Genomic DNA, 25,005 nt, shown 5'->3' with positions numbered 1-25,005 from the left:
GGCCTGTACCGTAGGTACGGCAAGGAGGCGCCGCAGGCGTCCCGAAGGGAAAGCGAGCACCGCTCGCTTCCTGTAGTAGGTCATGCCCGATACAGCGGGGCAGGCTCTACCCGATAAAGCGGGGCAGGCTCTACCCGATAAAGCGGGGCAGGCTCTCGCCAGGCTTTAATACGAAATCCCGTTACTCGATGAGTAGCGGGATTTTTTTATGGGCGCGTGTAAGGTCTCTCCGGTTGTGGCAAGCGTGATAAAAGCGGCGATAAAACGATTACGTGAACTGTCCCGCCTCATACGGCCGGGATAGAGTCTTCTTCCCGGATGTATTGTTCTACATCCACCTCGTCTATTTGTGCGGAACTGAGATATCGCCTGGCGTACTCCAGGTAAACTCCTGACGCGAGAAAGAGCTCGAAACAGGCCCGATCCAGGTGATTATTCTGAACCATGTCGTGCATGATGCTGACTGCGGCGCCCACGGTTTTGGCTTTCTTGTAGGGCCTGTCGGCTGCGGTGAGCGCTTCGAAGACGTCAGCTATCGCCAGGATGCGCTCTGGTATGGTCAATTGGTCAGCGGTCAACCTGCGGGGGTATCCTCTGCCGTCCAGGGTTTCATGGTGCGTGGAGGCATAACGGGGGACCCTGCTTAACTCTTCAGGGAAGGGCAGGTCTTCAAGCATTTTGATGGTGCTGATCATATGTTCGTTTATCTTGAAACGATCCTCGGGCGTCAGCGTGCCTCTCTCGATAGAGAGGTTATAGAGCTCTCCATGATTGTACAGGTTCTCAGGAACGGCCATGTCGATACCCAGAGCCGGGTCGAAATCAGCAGGGGACTCTCGTTTGACAATGTGCTCAGGTTTGTCTGCCAGTACATGCTCTGTCACAGGCGGGGGAGGGGCCGTGTTGGGGTACACCAACTCCTCTTTCGGTGACAGTCCCAGGCGATTATCAAAACGGCGTTGCCAGGTTTTTTGGGCAATGCTCTTAAGGCGTTGCAACTTCTCCGTGCCAAGACGCTCCCCACCAATGTTACATTCGGCTATAAAACTGAAGTCAGTCTGGAGTGCTTCCTGCTCCTGGCGCAATGCCTGGTATAACTCGCTCCGTTTTTCGGGTTGCTCGGCGAGACTCTCCCAGAAGCGAATTTCAGCATCCCTCGACAGTACCTCAAACCGCATGCGGACTTCATGAATGCGGTTGTATATCATCTCCAACTTGCTGCCCTTGTCTACTATATGCTCTGGAGTCGTAATTTTGCCGCAGTCATGCAGCCACGCGGCGATGCGATATTCACGCCACTGGTCAGGCGACTCGAATTTGAATTCACTAAACGGTGGAGTGTCGCTGGAGTCCGCCGCAGTGACCAGAAGCATCGCCAGCTCAGGCACGCGCTCGCAGTGACCGCCGGTGTACGCGGACTTGTCATCAATGGCCTGGCCAATCAGGCGTATCACTGCATCGATCAGTTCTCGCTGGGCTGCCTCATGACTCTTGATGGAATCGACCATGTCGACCATTGATGCAGAGAGTTCATCGATTTCCCGAATGTGTGACTCAATTCGTACCACCTGATCAAACTGTAAACGTCTTACCTTGTCATTCTCCTTCGCCAGTTGCTTGACCGGCCGGACAATGGGACCGGCAAGTAGCCAGGACAAGGGCAACAGTAATAGAAGAGCGATCGTGGTGCCGACAATCGCTATAAGGATTCTCTCGTTGAATGGCGCCATGATCGCGCTGACAGGTGTCAGGATTCCCAGGAACAATTTGTCCTCGGTCTTGAGCGCTTCGGCGTAAAAGACGAATTCCTCATTTTGGATGGAAATGCTGTCCAGTACAGAAGGAGAACTGGCGTCAGCGGCGATATCAAACAATGTACGCGATACTCTTTCGCCGGTTGCGCCGGCAGCGTCCAGTCCTGCGCCCGTATCCGCTCCGGCGATGGCCAGGGCTGCGGTCTGGGAACGGTTCGCGGCGAGAATGTTTGCTTTATCATCGAAAAGAAACAGTCCGCTTTCCGCTGCTATGCTTTGCCCGGAGAGAAAATTCGAGAGCGTTCCCAGGGTAAGGTCAAGGCCTACCACGGCCCGCGACTCCTTGATGCGGCGGGACAGTGTCCTACCCATTACGCCAGATTGCGCAAAGCGATAAGGAGCCGAGATTTCCAGCGTGTTCGATGAAAGCGCTGAGATATACCAGTCTCGCTCTGTCGCTTTGTAGGCGATAGCTTCAACCCGGCTGGTTCGGCTGCGGAGGTCAGCGTCCAGGTAGGTGACCCGGCGTTGGCGAGCGCCAGACTCTTCTTTAACCGAGATGAGCAGCCAGCGGTCGCCGTCATGCAGGTCGCCGTATTCACCATGGCCCTGCACGTTCTGGCGATTTATGACCTGGGTCAGGCTGCCGTCTTCCCTGCCAATGTAAATGCCGTATAGCAATGGGTTATCTTGCAACACCCCGGTGAAGGTGCGGACCAGTTCCTGCTCGCTTTGCGGTAAAGCAAGTTCGCCGTTGTCTGCCAGCAGGTTGATCACGTTGGCATAAACCCGACTGGTGCCATTGAGTTCTGTAGCCACGGTACCGGCAGTTGCGGCGTAGAGCTCGGCGGCGGCCAGTTTCGCCATGGACTCGCTGAAATAATACTGGAAATACAGCGCTACGCCCGCAGTCAGCACGGTGCCAAACATAAACACGGAGATTACCGTGAGTCGAATGGAAGTCTTGAATCGGGTGCGCGAAGGAGTCATGGCGTGTCGGGTCCAGAGTCTGTGCCTAAATGAAGCACAGAATCGGGGTTTTGCCTATCCCCTTTGAATTGGACAAAAAAAACCGCGGCATGGCCGCGGTTCCAGTCATGATTCAACAGTTCACTTACGGGCAGTTGCCCAGGTCGTCGCGCTCTGATGTGTCCACCAGATCCGCACGGCAAGCCCAGGACTCTGAGTACTCGGGCCCGCCACCGCTGGGCGTCAGCGATATGGTCAGTTCACCGGTTGTTTCAGGAGTAGGATCGTTGCAGGAGTCGTACTCTACCGCTCCGGTCTGGGTGAATACCAGGCCGAACGCACCGGCAGCCGTTGTATTCGGAACCTGGAAGCTGGTCTTGCCTGACAGCGTACAGGGCGCGCTGGCGCTGACGTTGACAGTGGAGCCTGCGGTGGGTTTGCTGTTGAACAGGTCAGACACGTAGGCGGTGTAGGTGTTGCCGGCTACAGTGCTGCCAGCAGGGGTCCGACCACGATACAGAGCAATAGCCCAGTTGGGATCCGTTGACAGGATGATCACAGCGCTATCGCGAACGTTGATCAACTCGCGGCTACACCAGACGCCGTCACCCTCAAGCGGGCAGAGCAGGCCGTTGTACTCAGCAATCACGCCTTCATCGGGGTAACCGTTGCCAACATCGTCACCATTCGCATCGAATACGCCATTGTTGTTCAGGTCAGTAAAGATCTCTTCCGAACCGGCTCTGCAGGTCAGCGAGGTATCATTCGGATTGCATGCCTGGGTGGCCGGATCATAAAATCCGTTCTCGTTGTGGTCCAGGAACGCTTCCGTCAGGTTGGCCCACAGTCCGTCCGCTGCTTCGTCCTGATCGAATATGCCGTTACCGTTTCGGTCGATAAATGACTCTTCCCCGATCGCCGTCACCAGAATCGTTGAGCGACCACCACGAATGGAACCCAGGTCGTCGGGGCAGGGGCCGCTAGTGCCATTGTGGCTGGGGCAGTTGTAGCTGGCATCATTAATCGTAACCACCAAGTCCTGGTTCTGCTCCAGGGTAGGGATTCTGGGTGCCTGGCTGGTCCAGGTTACGCTGCAGGCGCCGTTAGTGGTTTCACAACTCGACTCGATAGATCCATATTCGGTGGTGAACACGGCCGAGGTCCCATCGGGAACAGGGTTGTTGAACTTGTCCGCCATGCGCACTGTGAGATTGCGGGTCACGCCATCTTTGGTCATTCCTTCTTCGACGACAAAGCTGCCTTCTACAGACAAGGAAATTGAGTTCTGGTCAGGTAATCCCGTACTAACGGTAATAACGTCAGACACTGCTGAAACCTGGCTGAGGCCATCGTCGGAGTTGGTCGTCGCAATGACGCGGACGCCGGTGGCGACATCGCCAGAAGACAAAATCGTAGAGACGTTGCCTTCAGCATCACTGACCGCAGATCCCTGGGACAGGCGCAGCCCACCAACATCGGTGCTAAGGTCAAAGCTTACGCTGACACCTTCGAGGGGTTCGTTTTGCGCGTTAACAGCCTGGAATACGACCACTGAGCGCTCGGGCCGCTCGGCACCGCCTCCGGTACCTTTAAGGACTATCAGCTCCGGTGTGGCGCTGACAAAGAGAATGCTGTTGGCGCTGGGGGCGGCAACCGTCACATCGCCAACGGCCTGTGCGGTGGTACCAATCAATTCTGCTGTAATCGGGTCCATGCCCTCGCAGCCGTTGGCGGTGTAAGTCACGGATACCTGACCGGTTACGGTTGCTACCGGGTTGGCGGGTTCAGTGGTTGCGTCGCCTGAGGAGAGGCAGGGGCTCTTGATGCGGATGCTCTCAGCGCTCTCTACCAGGAAGCCATTTTGTTCGACAATCGCAAGCGAAAGAATGGCAGACCCGCCGGAGGGGATCTGGCCACTGGGGGAGATGCCAATTTCACCCTCTATGAAGGTGCCATTCTCGAGGTAACCCAGTCTCAAGCCGGTTTCCCCCAATTGGAAGTTCACCCGCTGTATGACCTCATTGCCAGCTTCGTCGGTAACGCTGACTTCGATGGTGCCGGCCCCCTTGCCTTCACCAGCCTCCACTCTGAAGGTTACCAGCCCCTCTGAATTGGTCAGTTTGGAGCCGGAAGCGGGGAAGAGCAGGCCACTGTCGGTGGAGGCCTCCACGATGACGTCGGGAACTGCCGGACCATTCTTGCCATTTCTGGTAACCAGCGCCTGCAGTGTTGCGGGAGCTGTGCTGCTAACGATGCTGGTGTCATTACCGTCGGCATCTTTCAGCGCAATTTGCAGGAAGTAGGTGTCACTGTCGCCATCGCCACCGCTATCTCCCTTGAAACCGCCGCCGCCCCCGCCGCCGCCCCCGCAGGCGACAATGGCAAACAATAGTGAAAGTGCAAGAGCCATGCGGCTCGTGAAAGTGGCGAATCGTTTAGTCATTTTCGTCCCCTGTGGCTCACTGGATAGCGAGTCTTAATATTGTGATTCGGCATCTTCAGATTCTGCTAGCAGAAACCGGTGTGTCAACCGTCCTGTTGCCCACAGTCCAGAGCTTATCATGGGGTAAGTTAAAAACCTCATGAAAACATGACGATAGACGGGTTTTGTGGCTAATTACACAAACTTCCGAGACGCTCTATCAGGGTCGATGATAGCTCTGGCGGGAGGGAATAAAAGAAAAATCTGTGAAAAAGTTAGAAATCCAGCCAATTCACGGGAAAAGGGCCGGTATTGGCCTCGCGGTTGTGGATATCGTCGCCGCGGGCTGCTGGTACCTGATAACATTCGCTGATGGAAGCTTCGTCATCGCCTACAACCCGAATATCTGTCTCAATCGTGGTCTTCAACAGTGCGCTGGAATTGCTGCAGAAGACCCTGCTGAGTCTTGGCGACGCGATTGCGCCGGTCGTTGCCGGCGGAATCGGCGCTGTCGACATTACCGTGGTAGATAATGGCTCTGAAAAGGGCTATGGGTGCCAGTTACGCGAACTTCTCCGGCAACTGAGGGAAGAGCAGGGAATAGACGTTGAACTGCTGTCATTGCCCTTAAACCGTGGTTTCGGAGCGGGCCATAACAGCGTGATATCCGGCAACCCTGGCGATTTTCACCTGATATTGAATCCTGATGTCGAGTTGGCCCCTGATGCCCTCTTGCGAGCAGTAAGGCGTCTGCGCAGTGACGAAGGTCTCGCCTTGCTTAGCCCTTTCGCCCTGGGCCGCGATGGGCGCCAGGAATTCCTCTGCAAGCGACCGCCTTCTGTGTTCGTACTCTGTTTACGTGCTTTTTTACCCGCTCTGGGGCGGCGCTTCTTTCCCACTCACATGTCTCGTTACGAGATGAGTGATGTGTGTGGGACTGAGAGCGACGTCAAAGTACCCCTTGTAAGCGGGTGTTTCATGCTGGCGCGGGGTGGCGATTTGCAAAGCCTGGGTGGCTTCGACGAACGCTATTTCCTCTATTTTGAGGACTTTGACCTGTCGCTTCGCCTTGGTGAGTTGGGGTCGGTGATGTATGTGCCGGAGGTGCGGATTGTGCACCACGGCGGCTATGCGTCCAGCAAGGGGTGGCGGCACCTGGGAATGTTCATGCGCTCCGGTTTACGGTATTTCCAACAACATGGATGGCGTTGGATATAGGCTGCCGCCCAAAGCTGCTATAAGATAATGACGATGAACGAACCCCAAAGACTGCGTTACCTCCAGGCCCTGGGCATAGACAGTTATGTCTCCAGGCGCCAACTGCCGGGTGCGGCGGCAACGCGCCGGCTCGCCCTGGTGCGCGCCGAGACTGCAGCGGTCGCGGAGCAGCGGTTGCCCCCAGCGCCAGTGGCATCGCAGAGGCCCAGAGTCGAATTGCCGAAAAGGCAGCCACGGGCTGACTCACCAGCCACCGTGGCTGCGCCGCAAGCGAGAGAGCCGCGGCCTGCCGTAAATGCATCATTGCGTTTCAGTGTTGCCGCCATGTTCGCGGGAGGTATTGCCTGGGTCGAAACCCTGGAGGGGAGCCCATTGGCCAGGGAGCAGGTCAGGCTGGTGCAGGCGATGGCGAGAGCGGTGCACGGCGAGGCCGAAATGCCCAAGGTGGCGCACTTTACTTGGCCGATGCACAACAACCACCAGCTCGACCAGGGCATCGAGGCCGCGCGTGCTGCGCTGGCCGCCTTCCTGCAACGCCATATAGAGGAGCAGCATTGCCGCGGCCTGGTGCTGCTGGGTGCGAATGGACGTGACTACCTGGGAGAGGGAGGATTGGAGGGAGTCGCTACATTGACAACCCTGAGTACCCTCGAGATGTTGCAGGATCCAGCCCGTAAGCGACAGGTCTGGGCCGATTTACAGCAAATTGTCCTGCGAGCCTGAGATGCTGCCTGCGTCCATCAGGGCTGCGGGCGAAGAGGATGTCGCTGCCCTGTTCTCCCTGAATCTCCAAGCGGCCGATGCGACCTGGAGTGAACAAAATCTCAGTCGTTACTGCCAGGGCACAAGGTATCGATGCCTGCTGGCAGAACGGGGGCAGGAAACGCTCGGTTTCATTCTTTACTCTCAGGTTTGTGATGAGGCGAGTGTCGACAATATCGTGGTGGCAAGGGCAGCGCAGCGCAGCGGCCTGGGCACCGCGTTGCTGAACGAGGCTCTGGGTGCAATGGCGGTGGCCGGAGCGGGCCGCTGTTTGCTTGAAGTACGCCGGTCCAATACCGCTGCGAGGAAACTCTATGCCCGGAGCGGATTCACCCTTGATGGGGTACGCGCACGTTACTATGCAACAGCACGAGGGCGTGAGGATGCCCTGCTGATGTCCAGGAGGTTATAGAGTTGTCTTACAACGTATTGGAAACGGAATGGTGGAGCCTTGCCGTGCCCCCCGAGTGGTGGGCCGAGGCCGAGGACGAAAGTATCCTGGTGGGGGATCATGACGGTGTGGGCTGTATTGAAATTTCCACCCTGTTCAAGGATAGCGGCGAGTTTGATAGTGAGATTGTTACCCGGATGGCGGCGGAGGAAGCTGAAGCACCGGTTGACTGGAAGTCGGTACGTGCGGGAGATTTTACCGGCGTTACCGGGCACTACCAGGAGGAGGACACAGCCGTTCGGGAGTGGTACCTGGCTAATGGATCAATGCTCCTCTACATCACCTATAGCTGTGACGCAGAGAACGGTGGCATGGACGACGCCGCGGTGGATGAAATACTCGATACCCTGCAACTGGCTGCAGAGAGCTAGGAAATCGTACCTGTTACCCGCACACGCTTGGCGCCTTTGACGGGTTTCTCCCTGTTGGCATCCCGGTGGGCCTGCATACGCGCATCGATGAGGTTCTTCACGGCGATGATCAGGCCAGTGAATATAAACGCGCCCGGAGGCAGTATCGCCAGCAAAAACGACTGGTAGTCCTCGAACACGGTGATCTGCCAGCTTGCTGCGGCCGGACCGAAGAGCAGGTCCATATCTGCAAACAGTGCGCCAGTACCCGCCAGTTCCCGCAGTCCGCCCAGCAATACCAGTACCAGCGCGAAGCCCAGACCCATAATCAGCCCGTCGTAAATCGAGGGCAGAAACCTGTTCTTGCAGGCAAAGCTCTCGGCACGACCGAGTATCACGCAGTTGGTGGTGATCAGCGGGAGAAAGATGCCGAGGATCTGGTAGAGCTCGTAGGCAAATGCCTGCATGAGCAGTTCGATGCAGGTGACGGCCGAGGCAATAATCATCACAAACGCCGGCAGGCGCACCGCGTCAGAGACAACATTGCGTATCAGTGAAACGCAGGTGTTTGATGTCACCAGCACGAAAGTGGTGGCGAGGCCCAGTCCGATCGCGTTGACGACGGAGCCGGTTACCGCCAGCAATGGGCAAAGCCCCAGTAGTTGCACGATGGCAGGGTTGTTTTTCCACAAGCCGTTAAGCGAGAGTTCCCGGTAGCTGATGTCCGTCATTACTGCTCTCCTGCCTGCCCGGCGGGGTTGGTTTTGCCGAACAGGGTGCCCTGATTCTCCGTCGCGTATTCGAGTACACGCCGGGTGGCGGCGACAACTGCTCGGGGTGTAATGGTCGCACCCGTGAACGAGTCAAACACGCCCTTATCTTTCTTTACCGCCCATTTCGACGGTTCTGGATCATCCAGTGAGCGGCCATTGAAGTCCAGGACCCAGTCGCTTTTGCTAAGGTCGACTTTGTCTCCAAGTCCCGGCGTTTCTTTGTGTGCCAGCACGCGTACGCCGGCAACGGAACCGTCCGCCTTCACACCGATGACAAGATCGATGTCTCCACTGTAACCGTCGCGGGCTGTGGCCGGAATGATCGCGGCGACAATTTGTTCACCGCTCCGTGCCCGGTAAATCTGTTTCGAGGTGCGCAGGCCAAGGCCTGTGGCATCAGGCCCGACAGCAATGGTGTCATCCAGCATGGAGTTGTCATGCATGGCGCGGGGGACAATTTCCAGCAGTGCTTTTTCTTCGGCCTTGCGAATCTCTGTGGCAATGCGCTCCTTGGTGACCAGGTAAGTGCCTGCGAGCAATAGCGCCGTAGCCAGGGCAAATAGCGCCAGCAGCAGTGCGTTTCGGGTGATGGTCTGCCCCAGCATCAGTCGCCACCCCCTGATTTAACATGCCCGTAGGTTCTGGGTTGGGTGTACTGGTCAATGAAGGGTGCGGCGAGATTCATGATCAGAACTGCAAAGGCCACAGCGTCCGGGTAGTTGCCGAATACCCGTATCAGGTAGATCAGTATACCGATGAGTGCCCCGTAGATAAGTCGGCCTCGCACTGATACTGCGGACGAGACCGGGTCCGTTACGATGAAAAACGCACCAAACATGGTGGCACCACTCAACAGGTGGAATAGAGGCGACCCGCCGCTCGCGCTGCTTCCGCCGTCATAGAACAGTGCCGCCATGAGCGTCAGTGTTGCCAGCATCGCCACTGGTGCATGCCAGGTAAAAATCCTCTGGTACAGCAGCCACAGCCCGCCTGCCAGGAAAGCGATATTGGCCCACTCCCAGCCGACACCTGCCCAGCGACCAAACTGTGGGTTGGCCTGCCACAAATCCTCCACCAACAGGCTGTTGTTCTGTTTCAATACATCCAGCGGAGTGGCCATGGTCACGCCGTCGTAGTTGCCGGGTGTAAAGCAGGCCTGCAAGGCTTCCATGAGCCCGGGTAACTCGCCGGCACCGCGAGGGGGCGCCCAGCTTGTCATTTGCACCGGGAAGGAGATGAGCAACACCACGTAGCCCACCATCGCCGGGTTGAACGGGTTGTATCCGAGTCCGCCGTAAAGGTGTTTTGCCAGCAAAATTGACGATGCCATGCCAACCGTGATCAACCACCACGGGGAATAGGGCGGCAGTGCGATGCCCAGCAGAACGGCCGTAACCAGCGCGCTGTAGTCGCCCAGGTAAAAACCGATCGGGCGCTTGCGCAGTTTCAGAGCCAGGGCTTCGAAAGCCAGGGCAAGAATTGAGGCCCAGAGGACATTGATAAGCGTCCCGAAGCCGAAGAAATGTGTCAGGACGATCAGGCCAGGCACGGTTGCCAGTAACACCTGCTGCATTACCCAGCTGGTCTTCTGCGGCCCGTGCGCGTGGGGCGATGTGATTCGCATTAATGCCACGTCAGCACTGCTCCGTCTCTTGCGCCTGGTCACGGGCAGCCGCAACCTTTTCGCGCAACCGCTCCACCGTCGCCTCCAGCGCAATCATGATCTTTTCTTCCTCGCCCGCTTCACGCCCGGCCTGCAGCCTCGCCTCCGACTTGGCCAGACGTGCTTCCAGCTTCGCCAGTGCGTCGCGCGCTTTGTCCTGTGGGCTCTTGTTGGCCTCGGCGTCGCGCGCCGCCATGGCTTTTTGTATCGCGGCCTGGGCCGCGTCTGTCGCGTCGGCTGCTGCCGCCTGCGGTGTCCCGTTGGCCTGCTGGTAATCCTGCAGGGCCTTTTCGGCGGCTTCCAGCTTTGCCCTGGTCTTATCTACACCGAGTTGGAGCGCGTCAGCATGGTCAGCGCCTTCTGCCCGCGCAGCTTCGAGTTTTGTGGTGGCGGTGTCCAGTCGCTTGCGCGTGGTGACGACGGCTTTTTCCAGCTTTTCCAGTTGGCTTTCGTTGGCACTGCCAGCGACCTGCGCCGCCTTCTTGGCCTTGGCACGCTCTATTGCCGCCTGGATCGGGTCTTCCTCGGCACTGCCTGCCTCGGCAGCCAGGCGTGCTTTTTCTTCTGCGGCCTTCTTGCGCGCGGCCCGCTTTGCCTCTTTTTCCGCAGCTTCGCGTTCCTTGCGAGCCTGGCGTGCTTCAAAGCGCAAACGGGAGTGTTCGGACTTTTCTGCATCCTGGCGCAGTTGAATAACCTCTGCCTTCGCCGCGCGATAGTACTGCACCAGTGGGATATTGCTGGGGCAGACATAAGAGCAGGCCCCGCATTCTATACAGTCAAAGAGGTTGTGCTGCTCCGCTTTTTCAAATTCTTTGCCCTGGGCAAACCAGAACAGCTGTTGCGGCAGCAGACTTGCAGGGCAGGCCTCGGCGCACATGCCACAGCGTATGCAGGGCTGGGGCGGGGGATTGACGGGAAGTTCGTCTGCGGTGGGAGCGAGTATACAGTTGGTGGTTTTGACTATGGGTACATCCGCACTGGGTACGGTGAAACCCATCATCGGGCCACCCATGATCAAACGCTGGTTTTTGTCTGCCTCGTAACCTGCCTGCTCCAGCAGGAAGTGCATGGGCGTACCTAGCAGGGCATGAAAGTTTTGCGGTTCACGTACCGCGTTGCCGGTGACGGTGACGATTCGGGAAATCAGCGGTTGCCCGAGGATCACCGCGTCGTGCACCGCGGCAGCAGAGCCAACGTTCTGGCAGACAATGCCAATGTCAGCGGGCAATCCACCGCTGGGCACCTGCTTGCCGGTGAGGATTTCAATCAACTGCTTCTCACCGCCTGACGGATACTTGGTGGGGAAGCTCACGACTTCTATGGCGCTGCCCGATGCGGCAGCTTGCAGTGTCGAATAGGCCTCGGGCTTGTTGTCTTCCACCCCGATCAGGATTTTATCGGGCGCGAGTATGTGCGCCAGAATCAGGGTTCCCTCGATGATGGCGTCCGCGCGTTCGCGCATCAGGATATCGTCAGCAGTAATGTATGGCTCACACTCGGTGCCGTTGATGATGAGCGTGTCGATTGGTTTGCTGGGTCCCACTGCCAGTTTGACGGCGGTGGGGAAGCCAGCACCGCCGAGCCCGGCAATGCCCGCATCGCGAATGCACTGCAATAACTGTTGTTTTTCGGTGCTCTTGTAGTCGGCAATGGGGTGATGCTCAACCCACTCATCTTTGCCGTCACTGCGCAGCACCACGCATGGCGCGCTGTGGCCAGAGGGATGGGCGATCTTACGTTCTTCGATGGCAATGATGGTGCCCGAGGTGGGCGCATGCAGGGGTACACTTACGGTTCCGGCTGCTTCGGCCAGCATCTGGCCCTTCAGGACCCGCTCTCCCGCCTCTACCAGCGGCGCTGAGGGCGCACCGATGTGCTGGGCGAGCGGTAAAACCAGTTCATCCGGAATGCCTGCTGTGGCGATACCCGTGCGCACTGACTGGTGTTTGTTCTCGGGCGGGTGTATGCCGCCGTGAAAATCGAACAACTTCCTCATGCCGCAGCCTCATCTTCCGAGGCATCACTGGCTATGATGTCAACGCGCCGGCTTGTGGGTTCGGGCAACTGCCAGTGCCAGTTTTCCAGGCTTTCGGCCTCGGGCAGCATTTCGATGCAATCAACCGGGCAGGGCTCGACGCAGAGGTCGCAACCGGTGCATTCGCTGGCGATTACCGTGTGCATGTGTTTCGCCGCGCCGAGGATCGCGTCAACCGGACACGCTTGTATGCACTTGGTACAGCCAATGCATTCGTCCTCGTGGATAAACGCTACATGGGGCACCTTTTCCTCACCGTGCTCCTCATCCAGTTCCGGCGCTTCCACATCGAGCAGGTCTGCCAGGGCCTGCACGCCTGCCTGGCCACCGGGCGGGCACTTGTTGATGGCTTCACCCGCCGCGATAGCTTCCGCGTAGGGGCGGCAACCGGGGTGACCACACTGGCCGCACTGCGTTTGCGGCAGGATGGCATTGATCTGGTCGACTATGGGGTTGCCTTCCGCCTTGAAACGCTCCGATGCGTAACCGAGTATGGCGCCGAATACGGCGCCCAGGCTAACCAGCGCAAAGAGCGCGGAGAGCAGCGGATATTGAGCTATGAAGTCGTACATGTGCCTCTATACCAGTCCGGCAAAGCCCATGAAGGCCAGCGACATCAACCCGGCGGTAATCATGCCGATGGCAGCGCCCTGGAAGGGTACCGGGACATCCGCTACCGCAAGTCGTTCGCGCATGGCGGAAAACAGTACCAGTACCAGCGAAAACCCGACGGCTGCGCCGAAACCATAAAACAGCGACTGCATGAAACTGTGTTCCTTGTTGATGTTCAGCAAGGCCACGCCCAGGACGGCGCAGTTAGTGGTTATCAGTGGCAGGTACACGCCCAATACGCGATGCAGCAGTGGGCTGGATTTGCGTACCACCATTTCCGTGAACTGGACGACTACAGCAATCACAAGGATAAAGGAGATGGTTTTCAGGTAGGCCAGACCAAGCGGTTCCAGCAGGTAGTGGTAGGTGAGATTGCTGCAGGCCGACGCTAGCGTCAGTACAAACGTCGTCGCCATGGACATGCCCATCGCGGTTTCCAGTTTGTTGGACACGCCCATGAACGGGCACAGTCCGAGGAACTGCACCAGTACGAAGTTGTTGACCAGGATTGCCCCGATTAACAGTATGGAATAGTCTGCCAACATAGCTCAGCTCGTGAGGCTGTGCCGCGGTCTGCGCGGCGAGGTTTAGTAAGGCTTTCAGGGCCGATATTCTATCCTTTACGGGTCCCGATAGCAGTACGTTTTTGCAGACTAACGATCATTAGCATCAGAGTGCGCCGGCAAGCCGTTTCAGTATGCCAGACATGTGCGCGTCTGCTATGGCGGTTAACCCCTTACTTCACCTGCATGCCGGGCTGTGCCCCGGCATGGGGTTCCAGCAGGTAGATGTCCTCGCCGCCGGGGCCCGCTGCCAGCACCATGCCCTCGGATACGCCAAAGCGCATTTTCCGCGGTGCCAGGTTGGCCACCACCACGGTGAGCTTGCCCACCAGTGCCTCAGGCTTGTAGGCCGACTTGATCCCCGCGAATACCTGTCTGGAGCCGCTCTCGCCGAGATCCAGCGACAGCCTCAGCAACTTGTCAGCGCCCTCGACATGATCTGCTGCAGTGATTTTTGCCACGCGCAGGTCGATGCGGGCGAAATCCTCAAACTGGATAATGTCCTGATCTTCGGTCTTCGCCGCCGCTTCGGTCGCCGCGCTCGCTGCGCTCTCGGTCTCTGCGGGCCGGCTGGCATCGACCATGGCCGTGATCTGCTCCGGGTCGATGCGCTGGATCAGTGGTTTGAATTTCGCCAGTTCATGATCGAGCAGGGGGCCTTGCAGCGCCGTCCAGTCCAGCGACGTGTTGAGAAAGGCTTCTGACTTTTGTGCCATGGCCGGCAGCACCGGCTTGAGGTAAGTCATCAGTACGCGAAACAGGTTTATGCCCACACTGCATACCGCGTGTACTTCACTCTCCCTGCCGTCCTCCTTGGCCAGCACCCACGGTTTTTTCCCGTCAATATACTGGTTTGCGCGATCCGCAAGCGCGATGATCTCGCGTATCGCCTTGTTGAATTCGCGATTTTCATAGCGCGTTGCTATACCCTCGCCAGCGGCGATGAATTCTGCCAGGAGTTCGGGCTCGGCGCAGGTGCTCGCCACTCGGTTGTCGAAGCCCTTGCGCAGGAAGCCGGCGCAGCGACTGGCGATATTGACGACCTTGCCTACCACATCCGAATTCACCCGCTGCACGAAATCCTCGAGGTTGAGGTCGATGTCATCTACGGAGTCGCCCAGTTTGGCGGCAAAGTAGTAGCGCAGGTATTCCGCATCAAGGTGTTCCAGATAGGTGCGGGCGTTAATGAAGGTGCCGCGGCTCTTCGACATCTTGGTACCATTTACGGTCAGGAAGCCGTGTGCATAGATAGCGGTGGGCGGCCGCAGCCCCGCTGAATGCAGCATGGCCGGCCAGAACAAACCGTGAAAATTAATGATGTCCTTGCCGATAAAGTGGTAAAGCTCGGTGTCCGTTCCGGGCTGCCAGTATTCATCAAAGGCATGGCCAGTGCGCTGGCAGTAGTTCTCAAAACTGGCGATATAGCCTATCGGTGCATCCAGCCATACATAGAAGTATTTGCCCGGTTCGCCGGGTATTTCAAAGCCGAAGTAGGGCGCATCGCGGCTGATATCCCACTCCTGCAGCCCGGCGTCGGTCCATTCACGCAGCTTGTTCGCCACCTGGGGCTGCAGGGTGCCTGAATCCAGCCACGTCTTGAGCATCTCCTCGTACTCTGGCAGCTTGAAGAAGAAGTGCCTGGACGCCTTTTCCACCGGCGTGGCGCCCGATATTGCGGAAACGGGGTCGATCAGGTCTGCCGGGCTGTAGGTGGCACCACAGTTTTCACAATTGTCGCCGTACTGGTCCTCGGCTTTGCAACGAGGGCAGGTGCCCTTGATGAAGCGGTCAGCCAGGAACAGTTCGCGCTCCGGGTCGAAGGCCTGCACAATCTCGCGAGTGGCTATGTGCTCGTTGTCTTTCAGGTGCTGATAGATCTTTTCACTCCACCTGCGGTTCTCTTCGGAATGCGTGGTGTAAAAGTTGGCAAAGTCGATCAGGAAGTCTTCGCTGTCGCGGACGTGCAATTCGCGAATCTGTTCGATGTGCTGTTCAGGGGTGATACCCAGCTTCTCGGCCGCCAGCATGATGGCCGTACCATGGGCATCGTCGGCGCAGACGTAGAGGCAATCATGCCCGCGGGACTTCTGGAACCGTACCCAGATGTCTGTCTGTACCTGTTCCAGCATGTGGCCCAGGTGCAGAGGGCCGTTGGCATAGGGCAGTGCGCTGGTGACCAGGATTTTGCGGGGTGCGCTGGGGCTCATGTTGTGTTGTCCGGGGCGATCGAAAAAAGGGGCGCTACTATAGCGGTTTTGCCCGGCGATTTCACCCGCTGCCCCTTGCAGCGCCGGCCTCATGGGGCGCTGGCCGAGTGCAGCGCTTGGCCTTATACTAGCGCGCTCAGTGCGATGTCGAGCAGCCGATGTCGCCAGTAACCACAGCGATATTTCATGAACGAAATCAAACATATCATTGCCGTCGCGTCCGGCAAGGGCGGTGTCGGCAAATCCACCACTGCCGTAAATCTGGCCTTGGCATTGGCCGCTCGCGGCAGCGAGGTTGGCTTGCTTGACGCCGATATCTATGGCCCCAGCCAGCAGCTTATGCTCGGCGTGGCAGACGGGGAGCGCCCGGAGCAACAGGGCGGACAGTTCCTGCTACCCATCAAGGCCTGGGGGCTCAAGACCATGTCCATGGGCTACCTGGTGACCGACAAGACCCCCATGGTCTGGCGCGGGCCCATGGCGGGCGGAGCCTTGGCGCAGATGCTGGAACAGACCCTGTGGGGCCCGCTGGATTTCCTGATCATCGACATGCCCCCCGGCACCGGGGATATCCAGCTCACGCTCTCGCAAAAGGCTACCCTGGCTGGCGCCATCATCGTTACCACACCGCAGGATATCGCCCTGCTGGATGCGCGTAAGGGTATAGAGATGTTTCGCAAAGTCGATGTGCCGATACTGGGTGTGGTCGAGAACATGGCCATGCATGTGTGTAGCCAGTGTGGGCACGAGGAGCATATCTTTGGCGAGCAGGGTGGTGAGCGCATTTCCTCCCAGTACGGTGTGCCGCTGCTGGGTAGCCTGCCGCTTGACCGGCGCATTCGGGAGCAGACGGACGCTGGTAAGCCAACGGTGGTTGCCGAACCGGAATCAACGCTGGCAAACGCTTATCTGCAGATAGCCGATGCGGTGAGGGAAGCGGTGGCAACGCAGGGAGACGGCGTGGTACGCCAGTTTCCCGAGATAAAAATTTCAGACGACTGACGGGAAGACCAGACCTTGAGTATCAAATCGGATAAGTGGATTCGCCGCATGGCGCAGGAACACGGGATGATCGAGCCCTTCGAGGGAGGGCAGGTGCGCGCGGACGACGGGGGCAACCGGCTGATCTCCTACGGCACATCCAGCTACGGCTACGATGTGCGGTGCTCCAGCGAATTCAAGGTGTTTACCAACATCAATTCTGCAACCGTCGACCCCAAGCGGTTTGATGAGGGCAGCTTTGTCGACGTGCACAGTGATGTTTGCGTTATTCCACCCAATTCCTTTGCACTTGCTCGCACCGTGGAATATTTCCGTATTCCGCGCAATGTGCTGACCATTTGCCTTGGCAAGTCCACCTACGCGCGCTGCGGTATTATCGTTAACGTCACGCCGCTGGAACCTGAGTGGGAAGGCCACGTCACGCTGGAATTCTCCAACACCACGACGTTGCCGGCAAAAATCTACGCCAACGAAGGCGTGGCGCAAATGCTGTTTTTTGAATCAGATGAGGTTTGTGAGGTGAGCTACCGGGACCGCGGCGGCAAGTACCAGGGACAGACCGGAGTGACCTTGCCCAAGGCCTAGCGGCCGGGGCCCGAGGATGCCGCTATTTGCCGACGCTGGCGTCGGTTATTACCACCTGTGTACTGGAGCCATCCTCGACGTGGACGGTTTTGACCATCAGGTAATCCAGTTCCGGGGCAATCCACATGTCCGATTTGCGCTCTGGATCGTCATGAATGCGCTCAAAGTGCAAGGTAGCCAGTTTGCCGAGAGGTGTGTCCAGCTGCTCCTCGCCCACGAAGCGCAGCAGATAGGTCTTCACGCGTTTTCCATCCGCCACACGGATCGAAATGTCTTCACCCGGAGTGGGGTCATTTAGCAGCAGCAGACGCAGTTGTTCCTGCTGGCTGAAGCGGTCGAGCGTACCCTCTGTATAGGGCAACTCGTACCACTGATCCTTGTAGAGACTGCGAATCGTCGTCGCGCCGGGAGTGAAATGGACTTCCCGCCGACGATTTATCAGGCCGGTACCCTGGTAGACATAGGACTTGGGCAGGACCGACAGCCCGTCTACCGAGAACACGCTCATTTCATGGAAGCCCGCGACCATGATTTTGCCGCCGTTGGTCAGCGTATAGCTGCCATCTGCGTTCTGTTCAAGCTTGCGTGTCAGCGTCAGAGCCATACCCCGAGCAGTAGTACGGTACTTGGCCGTATAGGGGGTCAGCTCTCGCTCCGCTGTCCCGGGGGCGGCCGCCGCGGCAGTCGCGCTATGGCAGAGGCTTATGATGAGCAGCGCCTGCAGGCCCCGGCTAATGATGAGTGGCAACATAATCTACACCCGTTGGCGGCAGTGGTTGGCCATCCAGAACGGCTCCTTTATCTGTCAGTCTCAGTCTACCCTGCAGCACCCAGCCGGCGGCGATCGGGTAGATCACGTGTTCCTGTACAATCACTCGCGCAGCCAGAGTGGCTGCCGTGTCCCCCGTCTCCACCGGCACCCTGGCCTGGATGATCGGGGGGCCGCCATCCAGTTCTGGGGTCACGAAGTGCACGGTAACGCCGGCTTCACTGTCTCCGGCATCCAGCGCGCGTTGATGTGTGTTGAGTCCCGGGTACTTCGGCAACAAAGACGGGTGAATGTTCAATAATTTCCCGGCAAACGGTTCGATAAAGACCGGCGTTAGAATGCGCATGAAGCCAGCAAGAATAACCAGGTCGGGGTCGTGTCGGCTCAATTCAGCGACCATGGCCGCGTCGAATGTCTCCCGGCTGTCGTAGTTGCGGTGATTGATGCATGCCGTCGGGATGCCGGCCTCCGCCGCACGCGCCAGGCCACCTGCGTCCGGGTTGTTGCTCAATACCAGGGCGATCTCCGCGTCGAGCACACCACTGCTGCAGGCATCGATAAAGGCCTGCATGTTAGAGCCGCGGCCGGAGATCAGTATTGCCAGGCGCTTGGTGGCAGGGGCGTTCACGATTGCAGCAAGACCTCGTTGCTGCCCTGGCTTATGCGGCCAATCTGCCACGCCTGGTGCCCCGCCTGCCCAAGCACAGCCAGGGCCCGGTCAGCTTCTCTTTGAGCCACGCATACCACCATGCCGACACCGCAGTTGAAGGTGCGGTACATTTCCCGGCTCTCCACGTTGCCTGCAGTCTGCAGCCATTTGAAGACTTCGGGCCACTCCCAGCTGGAGGTGTCGATGTTTGCATCGCATGCCTGGGGCAGTACGCGAGGGAGATTTTCCAGCAGCCCGCCGCCAGTAATATGGGACAGCGCCTTCACGTCGACCTCCTTGAACAGCTGCAGAAGCGCCTTGACGTAAATGGTGGTCGGCTCCAGCAGCGCTGCCCCCAGCGTACGCTCGCCCAGCTTCTGGGTCAGGTCAGCCTCGCTGACTTCGATGATCTTGCGAATCAGTGAATATCCGTTGGAATGCGGGCCGCTACTGGCGATGGCAATCAGCGCGTCGCCCTCGCTCACCTTGCTGCCATCAATTATTTCCGATTTTTCGACCACGCCGACACAGAACCCTGCCAGATCGTAGTCGTCACCCTCGTACATGCCGGGCATTTCTGCCGTTTCGCCACCCACGAGAGCACACCCCGCGAGTTCACAGCCGCGGCCGATACCCTCGACAACGTCTGCCGCGGTGTCGACATTCAGCGCGCCGGTAGCGTAATAATCCAGGAAGAACAGGGGCTCTGCGCCAGCCACGACCAGGTCGTTGACACACATTGCGACCAGGTCGATGCCGATGGTGTCGTGAACTCCCAGCTGCATAGCGAGCCGCAGCTTGGTGCCGACACCATCGGTGCCTGATACGAGCACCGGTTGGCGATAACCTGCGGGTATCTCACAGAGCGCGCCGAAGCCACCCAGCCCCCCCATTACTTCGGGGCGGGCAGTGCGGCGGGAGACCCCCTTGATTCGTTCAACCAGGTCATTGCCGGCATCAATGTTTACGCCCGCATCCTTGTAGCTCAGCGAGGGTTGCTTGCTGTCTTCACTCATCGGTCTGACTGGTCCAGTAGATAAAAAAGGGTCGCCATTTTATTACGGCTGGAGGCGCTGCGCACCCTGCAATAAGGCGAAATAGCACCATGCTGCATCGCGGCTGAGTTGGCTGCTACAATGCGCAATTATCGCCGATTGCAAGGATTTGGGCCTGTGCAAACAAAATTTACCCTCCTGGTAGCGTTGATCTCGCTGTTGCTGACCTCGGTGGCCAGGGCAGATATGGTCCCGGGTCTGCACGCGGCCACCGTGCCGGTGGACGGCCAGGGCGATGCTGCGCTAGCCAGTGCCTCGCGGGACGCGCTGGCGCAGGTCGTGGTAAAGGTCTCTGGCAGCAGCGATGCCTTGCGCCATCCTGTTATTGTCGAGGCGCTGCCGGAAGCGCGCAGTCACGTTCAACAGTACGCCTTCCTGCGTGATGACGCCCCGGAAGCTACTCTCCAGGCCCGCTTTGAGTTCGATGACTCGTACGTTAATCGCTTGCTCAGGGAGGCGGGGTTGCCCCTGTGGACCGCAAACCGGCCGCGGGTGCTGGTCTGGGTGGCAGCCGAGCGCGACGGTCAGCGCCAGCTCATTAGCACCTTCGATACCCCCGATCTCGCGGCGCGCCTGATGCGTGAATTCGAGCGTCGCGGCGTCCCGGCGCAGCTGCCACTATTCGACCTGCGCGACGCCACTGCGATCAGCGTGGACGATGTCTGGGCGCAACAGGCCGGGGCCATTACTTCGGCATCGGAACGTTACGATGTCGAACATATTCTGGCGGGCCGCGTGGTGGAGGCGTCCACGGGAACCTGGGCTGGTGACTGGAGCTATATCAGTGACGCCGGCCGACTGGATCGCAGTGCCAGCGGCGTTGATGCCAGCACGTTCATGCGTCAAGGCGTCGACATGGTGGCGGAAGATATGGCCGCCCGTTACGCCGTGGCGTTCACCGGCGGGGCGGACGACCAGGTGTTGCTGGTCGTGACCGGTGTCTATTCGTTTGCAGACTACGCCACCCTCATCGAGTGGCTGGAGCGGCTGGAGTTGATCGAGCACGCAAACATTCAAAGCATAGCTAATGACCGTATAGAAATCGGTCTGGAAACAGCGGTAGACGCTACACAGTTGGCCACGATCATCAACCTTAATGAGCGATTGCAACCGCAACCGCTACCCGGGGAGTCCGGGGCTTTGGTCTACCAATGGCTGAACTAGACCCACTCGAGAAAGCCGAGGTCTATCGCTGGCCGATCGCCCTGGGCGTGCTGGCGGCGCTCGCTGTGTTGCTTTACTTCCTGCAGCCTATACTTACCCCGTTTGTGCTCGGTGGCTTGATTGGCTACCTGGGTGACCCGCTTGTAGACAGGCTCGAACGCAAGGGCATGCAGCGCACCCTCGGTGTCGTGCTTGTTTTCATCCTGTTTTCGGCGATTATCATCGTCGCCTTGCTGGTGGCCCTGCCGATGCTGCTGCACCAGCTTGATGCCCTGGTCGCCAAGGTGCCTGATATCTATCGCTGGCTGACCCAGGACCTGGTGCCATGGCTGCAGCAGCGCTTTGACCTCCCTGACCGGCAGCTGCCAAAGATAGACTGGTCCGGCCAGTTGGCGGATAACTGGCAATCAGTGGGCAAGTTTACCGCCCGGTCACTGATGCAGATCACCGGTTCAGGTGCCGGCCTCCTGCTCAGCCTGGCCAACCTGGCACTGGTGCCGGTGGTGGCGTTCTACCTGATGCGCGACTGGGACATCCTGGTGCGTCTGTCTCTCGACATCCTCCCGATTGCCTGGCAGGACAAGGCCGCGGAGCTGGTGGCCGAGTCGGACGAGGTGGTTGGTGCTTTCCTGCGCGGTCAATTTCTCGTGATGTGCTCGCTGGGAATCGTCTACTCGGTCGGCCTGTGGCTGGTTGGTGTCCAATTGGCCATGCTGTTGGGCATTATCGCCGGTCTGGCCAGCATCGTGCCTTACCTGGGATTTATTGTCGGGGTGATCGCGTCCTGTATTGTCGCCTATGCGCAATTCGGTGATTGGACCGTGCTGCTCTGGGTTGGGCTGGTGTTCGGTGTTGGGCAGGCCATCGAGAGTATGGTGCTGACGCCGGTGCTGGTGGGTGACCGTATTGGCCTGCATCCGGTCGCGGTGATTTTTGCCCTGATGGCGGGTGGCCAGATCGCAGGCTTTGTTGGCGTGGTGCTGGCCCTGCCCGTGGCGGCGGTGGTGATGGTGTTCCTCCGGCACGCCATGCATCACTATCGCTCCAGTGATCTCTACGGGAGAGACTAGCTTGCCGACCCGTTTTCGTCAGCTGCCACTGCTCGTGCAGTTGCGTGATGATGCCACCTTTGACAATTTCATGGCGAGCGAGGCTACGGACCCGTTGCTGTCAGTGCTGCAGGAGCAATGCGCTGGCGCCGGTGAGTCGGCGGTGTTTATCCATGGCGCCCAGGGCGCCGGGAAATCGCACTTACTGCAGGCCTGCTGTCACCGCTCGGGCGAGGGTGCCATGTATGTGCCGCTGGCTGAACTGGCCGCTTACCCACCGCAAGAAGTGCTGTCCGGCGTGGAAGCACTTGACCTTGTCGCTCTGGATGATGTGGACGCGGTCCTCGGGCAGGAATCCTGGGAGGTCGCCCTGTTTGACCTGTACAACCGTGCCCGTCAGCGTGGATGCCGGCTGGTCATCGCAGCCGATGGCGCGCCGCGAACCCTGGCGGTGAACCTGCCCGATCTGCGGTCCCGGCTGAGTTGGGGGGGGGTCTTTCACCTGCCGTCGCCTTCGGACCACGAGAAACAGGCTATATTACGCTTTCGTGCAGCGCGGCGCGGGCTGGATTTGTCCGCTGAAGTGGCGGGGTTTATCGTTACCCGGGCACCGCGCGGGCTGACGCAACTGCTGGAATTGCTCGATCGCCTCGATCACGCCTCGCTGGAACAGAAGCGAGGCCTGTCGATACCTTTTGTGAAAAAAGTCCTGACATGGTGAGAGCCGTAGCCCCGGCGCCTGCGTATCATGATCTTTCAGGTTTCAAGTGCTATTATTAACGCAACAACAAACCAAAAGTGGAGCAACCACCTCATGAAGAAACGTTTATTGGCCACCGCAGTCGCTTGTGGTTTTACTCTCGCTGCCGTGACTCCAATGGCTTCCGCAGAAATCCCGCTGACCCTCAACCTGGGAATGGGCCTGTGGAAAAACGATGGCGAGCGTGAGCTGAACGACACTGAGACCCCGTTTGCGGGCCTTGAATGGGCCTTCAATGACAACTGGGCGGCCGAGGTGCTCTATGCCGATGACGATGCCCGCACTGAGGACGGCAGCGGCCGGGCGGACATCACCACATGGCAGTTGGGTATGCTTTACTACGGCGGCAGCTACATAGGCGGCCCCAACCGTATTCGCCCCTACGTTGCCTTCGGTGGCGGCGAGATCGACGTGGACTATGGTGACACTGACACCGTGGAAACGACCGTCAATGGCGGCGTGGGCATGCGCTGGATGATCACCCCTGCGCTCGGCGTCAGGGCAGAGGCGCGTATGCTTTACAGTCTGGATGAGAGCCGCAAGGATACGCTGCTTTCGGTCGGCCTCAACCTGTATCTCGGCAAGACCACGCCTGATCCGGTGCCCGTCCAGGAAGTGGGTGATGAGGACGGCGATGGCGTGACCGACGACATCGACCAGTGCCCGGGAACCCCTGTCGGAACCCGTGTAGACTCCGTGGGTTGTCCGCTGCCGGTGGCGCAGGTAGCTTCCATCAAACTGATGGTTAACTTCGGCTTCGACTCCACCACAGTCCAGGAGCAGTATTTCGCTGATCTTGGCGAACTGGCTGCTTTCCTCAAGCGATTTGAGGACGTCTACGTGGACATCGAAGGCCATACGGACAGCACCGGGCCGGAAGACTATAACCAGGGTCTGTCGCAGCGTCGGGCACAGGCCGTTGTTGACTACCTGGTTAACGAGCACGGTATCGCAGCCCAGCGGCTGGAGCCCAAGGGTTACGGCGAGTCCCAGCCGGTGGCAGATAACAGCACCGCCGAGGGCCGCGCAGAGAACCGTCGTGTAATGGCCACGCTTGAGGTCGAATACGAAGAGTAAGCCGGTTCGGTCCCTGCACAACGAAAGGCGAGCTGAGCTCGCCTTTTTTATTGGTTGTTGGGGGCGGTAACGAGAACCGTCGGAAAATGCATGGCCAGGCGACAGGGCAGGTAGTATGACGTGCCTCTCCGCAGGCTTGCTAGCGTGTTGACTGCGGGCCTGGCAGCTCGGGAGACCGGTGTGTCTTAGCCTGTTCCGGCCCTTCCTTCCCGTTTCAGCCGCCGAGTAGGGCAGCGCGCAGTTTTGCGGCCTGGCTCTGCACAATGGCCTGGTTTGCCGGTCCCATGCGCATCAACTGCTTGGCCAGCGGGCTTAACTGCTCCAGCTCCGGGTCCTGGTAAACAAAGGTATTCACGTGTGCTTCCAGCACTGCTGGCTGATCCAGAACCGGCGCTGCAATCACCTGGTCGAGCGCGCGGATGAGCGCGTTGTCCATTTCCTCCGCTGGGTATCCGAGGCCCGCATAGGCCTGTTCCAGCAGGGGGCGCAGACGGTGGAAGGTAGTGGCAAGGTAGTCCATATCCAGACTGGCGATGGATTCAGCATAGACATCATAGCGGCGGTAATTGGCTGGATCGGCGACTATCTCCCCGTCCACCCGCACGATTTCAAACTTTCCTTCCGGCTTCGGTATTGTTAGTACCTCCCGCAACAGGCCGCCGTTGCCGGTGGCGTCGACCAGGGCTGTAGCGCGCTCCAGCAGGTTGTCCTCGGTGAGTGCCGCGGCGAAAACGCTGCCCTCAAGAGAGGGTGATAACGCCGTTCTCACCAGCGGGTCGCTCTGTGCAAGCGTCAGGGGCGGTTCTGCTGCCACTGTTTCCTCCGGCGCATCGCCGGTGGGCGCTGGCATTGGTGAGACCCTGGGGATATCAGGTGCCGCGGGCTGTTCTGTCGCCGGCTTGCCACCGTTTGGCGCCATGTCTGCCGGGGTTACGGCCCCGGTGTCCAGCTGCCCCGTTGACGAAGGCTCCTTGTCGGACAGGAAAAACCACCCAGCGGCTATCGCGATGATCGCGACCGCAACAATAGGTAATAGCGGCAGCCCCTTCTTCCGGGGTTCCTCGATAAAACGGTCTTCTGATTCAACCTGCATAGTTGCTTCTCCTGTTCCACGGC

Annotated in this window: 23 protein-coding genes; 10 read left to right on the top strand and 13 right to left on the bottom strand. The window is 58.8% G+C overall.

All coding sequences use genetic code 11. The annotated features are described in order from the left end of the window. Nucleotides 1–287: 287 nt before the first annotated feature. Both F0M18_RS09485 and F0M18_RS09480 read right to left on the bottom strand, forming a co-directional pair. Entirely contained in the window at nt 288–2,744 is a 2,457-nt protein-coding gene (locus tag F0M18_RS09485) for an HD domain-containing phosphohydrolase (RefSeq protein ID WP_149611155.1), read from the bottom strand. A gap of 124 nt (nt 2,745–2,868) precedes the next feature. Then, nucleotides 2,869–5,166, bottom strand: coding sequence for a hypothetical protein (locus tag F0M18_RS09480; protein WP_149611154.1), 2,298 nt, complete (start codon nt 5,164–5,166; stop codon nt 2,869–2,871). Nucleotides 5,167–5,517: 351 nt separating this feature from the next. Here F0M18_RS09480 and F0M18_RS09475 point away from each other — a divergent pair, with 351 nt between their 5' ends. Genes F0M18_RS09475 through F0M18_RS09460 form a run of 4 tightly spaced genes read left to right on the top strand, consistent with a single transcriptional unit; the run spans nt 5,518 to nt 7,947 of the window. Next, complete coding sequence (locus tag F0M18_RS09475) at nt 5,518–6,363, top strand: glycosyltransferase family 2 protein (protein WP_149611153.1); 846 nt, start codon at nt 5,518–5,520, stop codon at nt 6,361–6,363. Nucleotides 6,364–6,396: 33 nt separating this feature from the next. After that, the gene (locus tag F0M18_RS09470) at nt 6,397–7,086 is read left to right on the top strand and encodes a hypothetical protein (protein WP_149611152.1); all 690 of its coding nucleotides are present in this window, start codon (nt 6,397–6,399) and stop codon (nt 7,084–7,086) included. Nucleotide 7,087: 1 nt separating this feature from the next. After that, nucleotides 7,088–7,537 (top strand): ribosomal protein S18-alanine N-acetyltransferase, encoded by a 450-nt coding sequence (gene rimI / locus F0M18_RS09465; protein WP_149611151.1) that lies wholly within the window; start codon nt 7,088–7,090, stop codon nt 7,535–7,537. 2 nt (nt 7,538–7,539) lie between these two features. After that, complete coding sequence (locus F0M18_RS09460) at nt 7,540–7,947, top strand: hypothetical protein (protein WP_149611150.1); 408 nt, start codon at nt 7,540–7,542, stop codon at nt 7,945–7,947. On the opposite strand, the gene F0M18_RS09455 is transcribed toward F0M18_RS09460, so the two are convergent. From F0M18_RS09455 to metG, 7 genes are all read right to left on the bottom strand, one after another. Then, nucleotides 7,944–8,657: an electron transport complex subunit E gene (locus F0M18_RS09455; protein WP_149611149.1), complete on the bottom strand. Its 714-nt coding sequence runs from the start codon at nt 8,655–8,657 to the stop codon at nt 7,944–7,946. The two genes, F0M18_RS09460 and F0M18_RS09455, sit on opposite strands and share 4 nt — an antisense overlap. Next, nucleotides 8,657–9,304: an electron transport complex subunit RsxG gene (rsxG, locus tag F0M18_RS09450; RefSeq protein WP_149611148.1), complete on the bottom strand. Its 648-nt coding sequence runs from the start codon at nt 9,302–9,304 to the stop codon at nt 8,657–8,659. The genes F0M18_RS09455 and rsxG overlap by 1 nt, the downstream gene beginning before the upstream one ends. Then, complete coding sequence (rsxD, locus tag F0M18_RS09445) at nt 9,304–10,323, bottom strand: electron transport complex subunit RsxD (RefSeq protein ID WP_394349397.1); 1,020 nt, start codon at nt 10,321–10,323, stop codon at nt 9,304–9,306. The genes rsxG and rsxD overlap by 1 nt, the downstream gene beginning before the upstream one ends. A gap of 10 nt (nt 10,324–10,333) precedes the next feature. Beyond that, nucleotides 10,334–12,358: an electron transport complex subunit RsxC gene (gene rsxC, locus F0M18_RS09440; RefSeq protein ID WP_149611146.1), complete on the bottom strand. Its 2,025-nt coding sequence runs from the start codon at nt 12,356–12,358 to the stop codon at nt 10,334–10,336. Then, on the bottom strand, nt 12,355–12,969 hold the full coding sequence (gene rsxB, locus F0M18_RS09435) for an electron transport complex subunit RsxB (protein WP_149611145.1): 615 nt from the start codon (nt 12,967–12,969) through the stop codon (nt 12,355–12,357). The genes rsxC and rsxB overlap by 4 nt, the downstream gene beginning before the upstream one ends. Before the next feature lie 6 nt (nt 12,970–12,975). Next, entirely contained in the window at nt 12,976–13,554 is a 579-nt protein-coding gene (gene rsxA / locus F0M18_RS09430) for an electron transport complex subunit RsxA (protein ID WP_149611144.1), read from the bottom strand. Nucleotides 13,555–13,745: 191 nt separating this feature from the next. Next, on the bottom strand, nt 13,746–15,779 hold the full coding sequence (gene metG / locus F0M18_RS09425) for a methionine--tRNA ligase (protein ID WP_149611143.1): 2,034 nt from the start codon (nt 15,777–15,779) through the stop codon (nt 13,746–13,748). 186 nt (nt 15,780–15,965) lie between these two features. Here metG and apbC point away from each other — a divergent pair, with 186 nt between their 5' ends. Beyond that, nucleotides 15,966–16,781, top strand: a complete 816-nt coding sequence (apbC, locus tag F0M18_RS09420; RefSeq protein ID WP_149611142.1) for an iron-sulfur cluster carrier protein ApbC — start codon at nt 15,966–15,968, stop codon at nt 16,779–16,781. A 15-nt stretch (nt 16,782–16,796) separates the two neighbouring features. Beyond that, on the top strand, nt 16,797–17,366 hold the full coding sequence (gene dcd, locus F0M18_RS09415; RefSeq protein ID WP_149611141.1) for a dCTP deaminase: 570 nt from the start codon (nt 16,797–16,799) through the stop codon (nt 17,364–17,366). A 22-nt stretch (nt 17,367–17,388) separates the two neighbouring features. Here the strand turns inward: dcd and F0M18_RS09410 are convergent, their stop codons facing one another. The 3 genes from F0M18_RS09410 to purM are packed head-to-tail and all read right to left on the bottom strand — an operon-like array spanning nt 17,389 to nt 19,800. Next, nucleotides 17,389–18,117: a DUF3108 domain-containing protein gene (locus F0M18_RS09410; RefSeq protein WP_149611140.1), complete on the bottom strand. Its 729-nt coding sequence runs from the start codon at nt 18,115–18,117 to the stop codon at nt 17,389–17,391. Next, the gene (gene purN, locus F0M18_RS09405) at nt 18,098–18,763 is read right to left on the bottom strand and encodes a phosphoribosylglycinamide formyltransferase (RefSeq protein WP_149611139.1); all 666 of its coding nucleotides are present in this window, start codon (nt 18,761–18,763) and stop codon (nt 18,098–18,100) included. Before purN ends, F0M18_RS09410 begins: the two co-directional genes overlap by 20 nt. After that, nucleotides 18,760–19,800 (bottom strand): phosphoribosylformylglycinamidine cyclo-ligase, encoded by a 1,041-nt coding sequence (gene purM, locus F0M18_RS09400; RefSeq protein WP_149611138.1) that lies wholly within the window; start codon nt 19,798–19,800, stop codon nt 18,760–18,762. Before purM ends, purN begins: the two co-directional genes overlap by 4 nt. A gap of 156 nt (nt 19,801–19,956) precedes the next feature. On the opposite strand from purM, the gene F0M18_RS09395 reads away from it, so the two are divergent. The 4 genes from F0M18_RS09395 (at nt 19,957) to F0M18_RS09380 (ending at nt 23,889) form a co-directional block, all read left to right on the top strand. Then, nucleotides 19,957–21,003, top strand: coding sequence for a DUF2066 domain-containing protein (locus F0M18_RS09395; RefSeq protein WP_188109663.1), 1,047 nt, complete (start codon nt 19,957–19,959; stop codon nt 21,001–21,003). Then, entirely contained in the window at nt 20,991–22,073 is a 1,083-nt protein-coding gene (locus F0M18_RS09390) for an AI-2E family transporter (RefSeq protein WP_149611136.1), read from the top strand. The genes F0M18_RS09395 and F0M18_RS09390 overlap by 13 nt, the downstream gene beginning before the upstream one ends. A gap of 1 nt (nt 22,074) precedes the next feature. Then, complete coding sequence (hda, locus tag F0M18_RS09385; protein WP_149611135.1) at nt 22,075–22,773, top strand: DnaA regulatory inactivator Hda; 699 nt, start codon at nt 22,075–22,077, stop codon at nt 22,771–22,773. 93 nt (nt 22,774–22,866) lie between these two features. Next, on the top strand, nt 22,867–23,889 hold the full coding sequence (locus F0M18_RS09380; RefSeq protein ID WP_188109662.1) for an OmpA family protein: 1,023 nt from the start codon (nt 22,867–22,869) through the stop codon (nt 23,887–23,889). Nucleotides 23,890–24,103: 214 nt separating this feature from the next. Here the strand turns inward: F0M18_RS09380 and F0M18_RS09375 are convergent, their stop codons facing one another. Beyond that, a complete protein-coding gene (locus tag F0M18_RS09375) occupies nt 24,104–24,982 on the bottom strand; it encodes a DUF3014 domain-containing protein (RefSeq protein ID WP_149611133.1) in 879 nt (292 codons plus the stop codon). Nucleotides 24,983–25,005 lie beyond the last annotated feature (23 nt).

This window comes from Pseudohalioglobus sediminis (assembly GCF_008370495.1).
GTDB lineage: Bacteria > Pseudomonadota > Gammaproteobacteria > Pseudomonadales > Halieaceae > Halioglobus.
This window is presented reverse-complemented; position numbering and strand designations above follow the sequence as displayed.

What these genes read in the sequence shown, in the direction of transcription:
- F0M18_RS09485 (WP_149611155.1), bottom strand. Translation starts at nt 2,744, where the DNA reads ATGACTCCTTCGCGCACCCGATTCAAGACTTCCATTCGACTCACGGTA.
- F0M18_RS09480 (WP_149611154.1), bottom strand. Translation starts at nt 5,166, where the DNA reads ATGACTAAACGATTCGCCACTTTCACGAGCCGCATGGCTCTTGCACTT.
- F0M18_RS09475 (WP_149611153.1), top strand. Translation starts at nt 5,518, where the DNA reads ATGGAAGCTTCGTCATCGCCTACAACCCGAATATCTGTCTCAATCGTG.
- F0M18_RS09470 (WP_149611152.1), top strand. Translation starts at nt 6,397, where the DNA reads ATGAACGAACCCCAAAGACTGCGTTACCTCCAGGCCCTGGGCATAGAC.
- rimI (WP_149611151.1), top strand. Translation starts at nt 7,088, where the DNA reads ATGCTGCCTGCGTCCATCAGGGCTGCGGGCGAAGAGGATGTCGCTGCC.
- F0M18_RS09455 (WP_149611149.1), bottom strand. Translation starts at nt 8,657, where the DNA reads ATGACGGACATCAGCTACCGGGAACTCTCGCTTAACGGCTTGTGGAAA.
- rsxG (WP_149611148.1), bottom strand. Translation starts at nt 9,304, where the DNA reads ATGCTGGGGCAGACCATCACCCGAAACGCACTGCTGCTGGCGCTATTT.
- rsxD (WP_394349397.1), bottom strand. Translation starts at nt 10,323, where the DNA reads ATGCGAATCACATCGCCCCACGCGCACGGGCCGCAGAAGACCAGCTGG.
- rsxC (WP_149611146.1), bottom strand. Translation starts at nt 12,358, where the DNA reads ATGAGGAAGTTGTTCGATTTTCACGGCGGCATACACCCGCCCGAGAAC.
- rsxB (WP_149611145.1), bottom strand. Translation starts at nt 12,969, where the DNA reads ATGTACGACTTCATAGCTCAATATCCGCTGCTCTCCGCGCTCTTTGCG.
- rsxA (WP_149611144.1), bottom strand. Translation starts at nt 13,554, where the DNA reads ATGTTGGCAGACTATTCCATACTGTTAATCGGGGCAATCCTGGTCAAC.
- metG (WP_149611143.1), bottom strand. Translation starts at nt 15,779, where the DNA reads ATGAGCCCCAGCGCACCCCGCAAAATCCTGGTCACCAGCGCACTGCCC.
- apbC (WP_149611142.1), top strand. Translation starts at nt 15,966, where the DNA reads ATGAACGAAATCAAACATATCATTGCCGTCGCGTCCGGCAAGGGCGGT.
- F0M18_RS09410 (WP_149611140.1), bottom strand. Translation starts at nt 18,117, where the DNA reads ATGTTGCCACTCATCATTAGCCGGGGCCTGCAGGCGCTGCTCATCATA.
- purM (WP_149611138.1), bottom strand. Translation starts at nt 19,800, where the DNA reads ATGAGTGAAGACAGCAAGCAACCCTCGCTGAGCTACAAGGATGCGGGC.
- F0M18_RS09390 (WP_149611136.1), top strand. Translation starts at nt 20,991, where the DNA reads ATGGCTGAACTAGACCCACTCGAGAAAGCCGAGGTCTATCGCTGGCCG.
- F0M18_RS09380 (WP_188109662.1), top strand. Translation starts at nt 22,867, where the DNA reads ATGAAGAAACGTTTATTGGCCACCGCAGTCGCTTGTGGTTTTACTCTC.
- F0M18_RS09375 (WP_149611133.1), bottom strand. Translation starts at nt 24,982, where the DNA reads ATGCAGGTTGAATCAGAAGACCGTTTTATCGAGGAACCCCGGAAGAAG.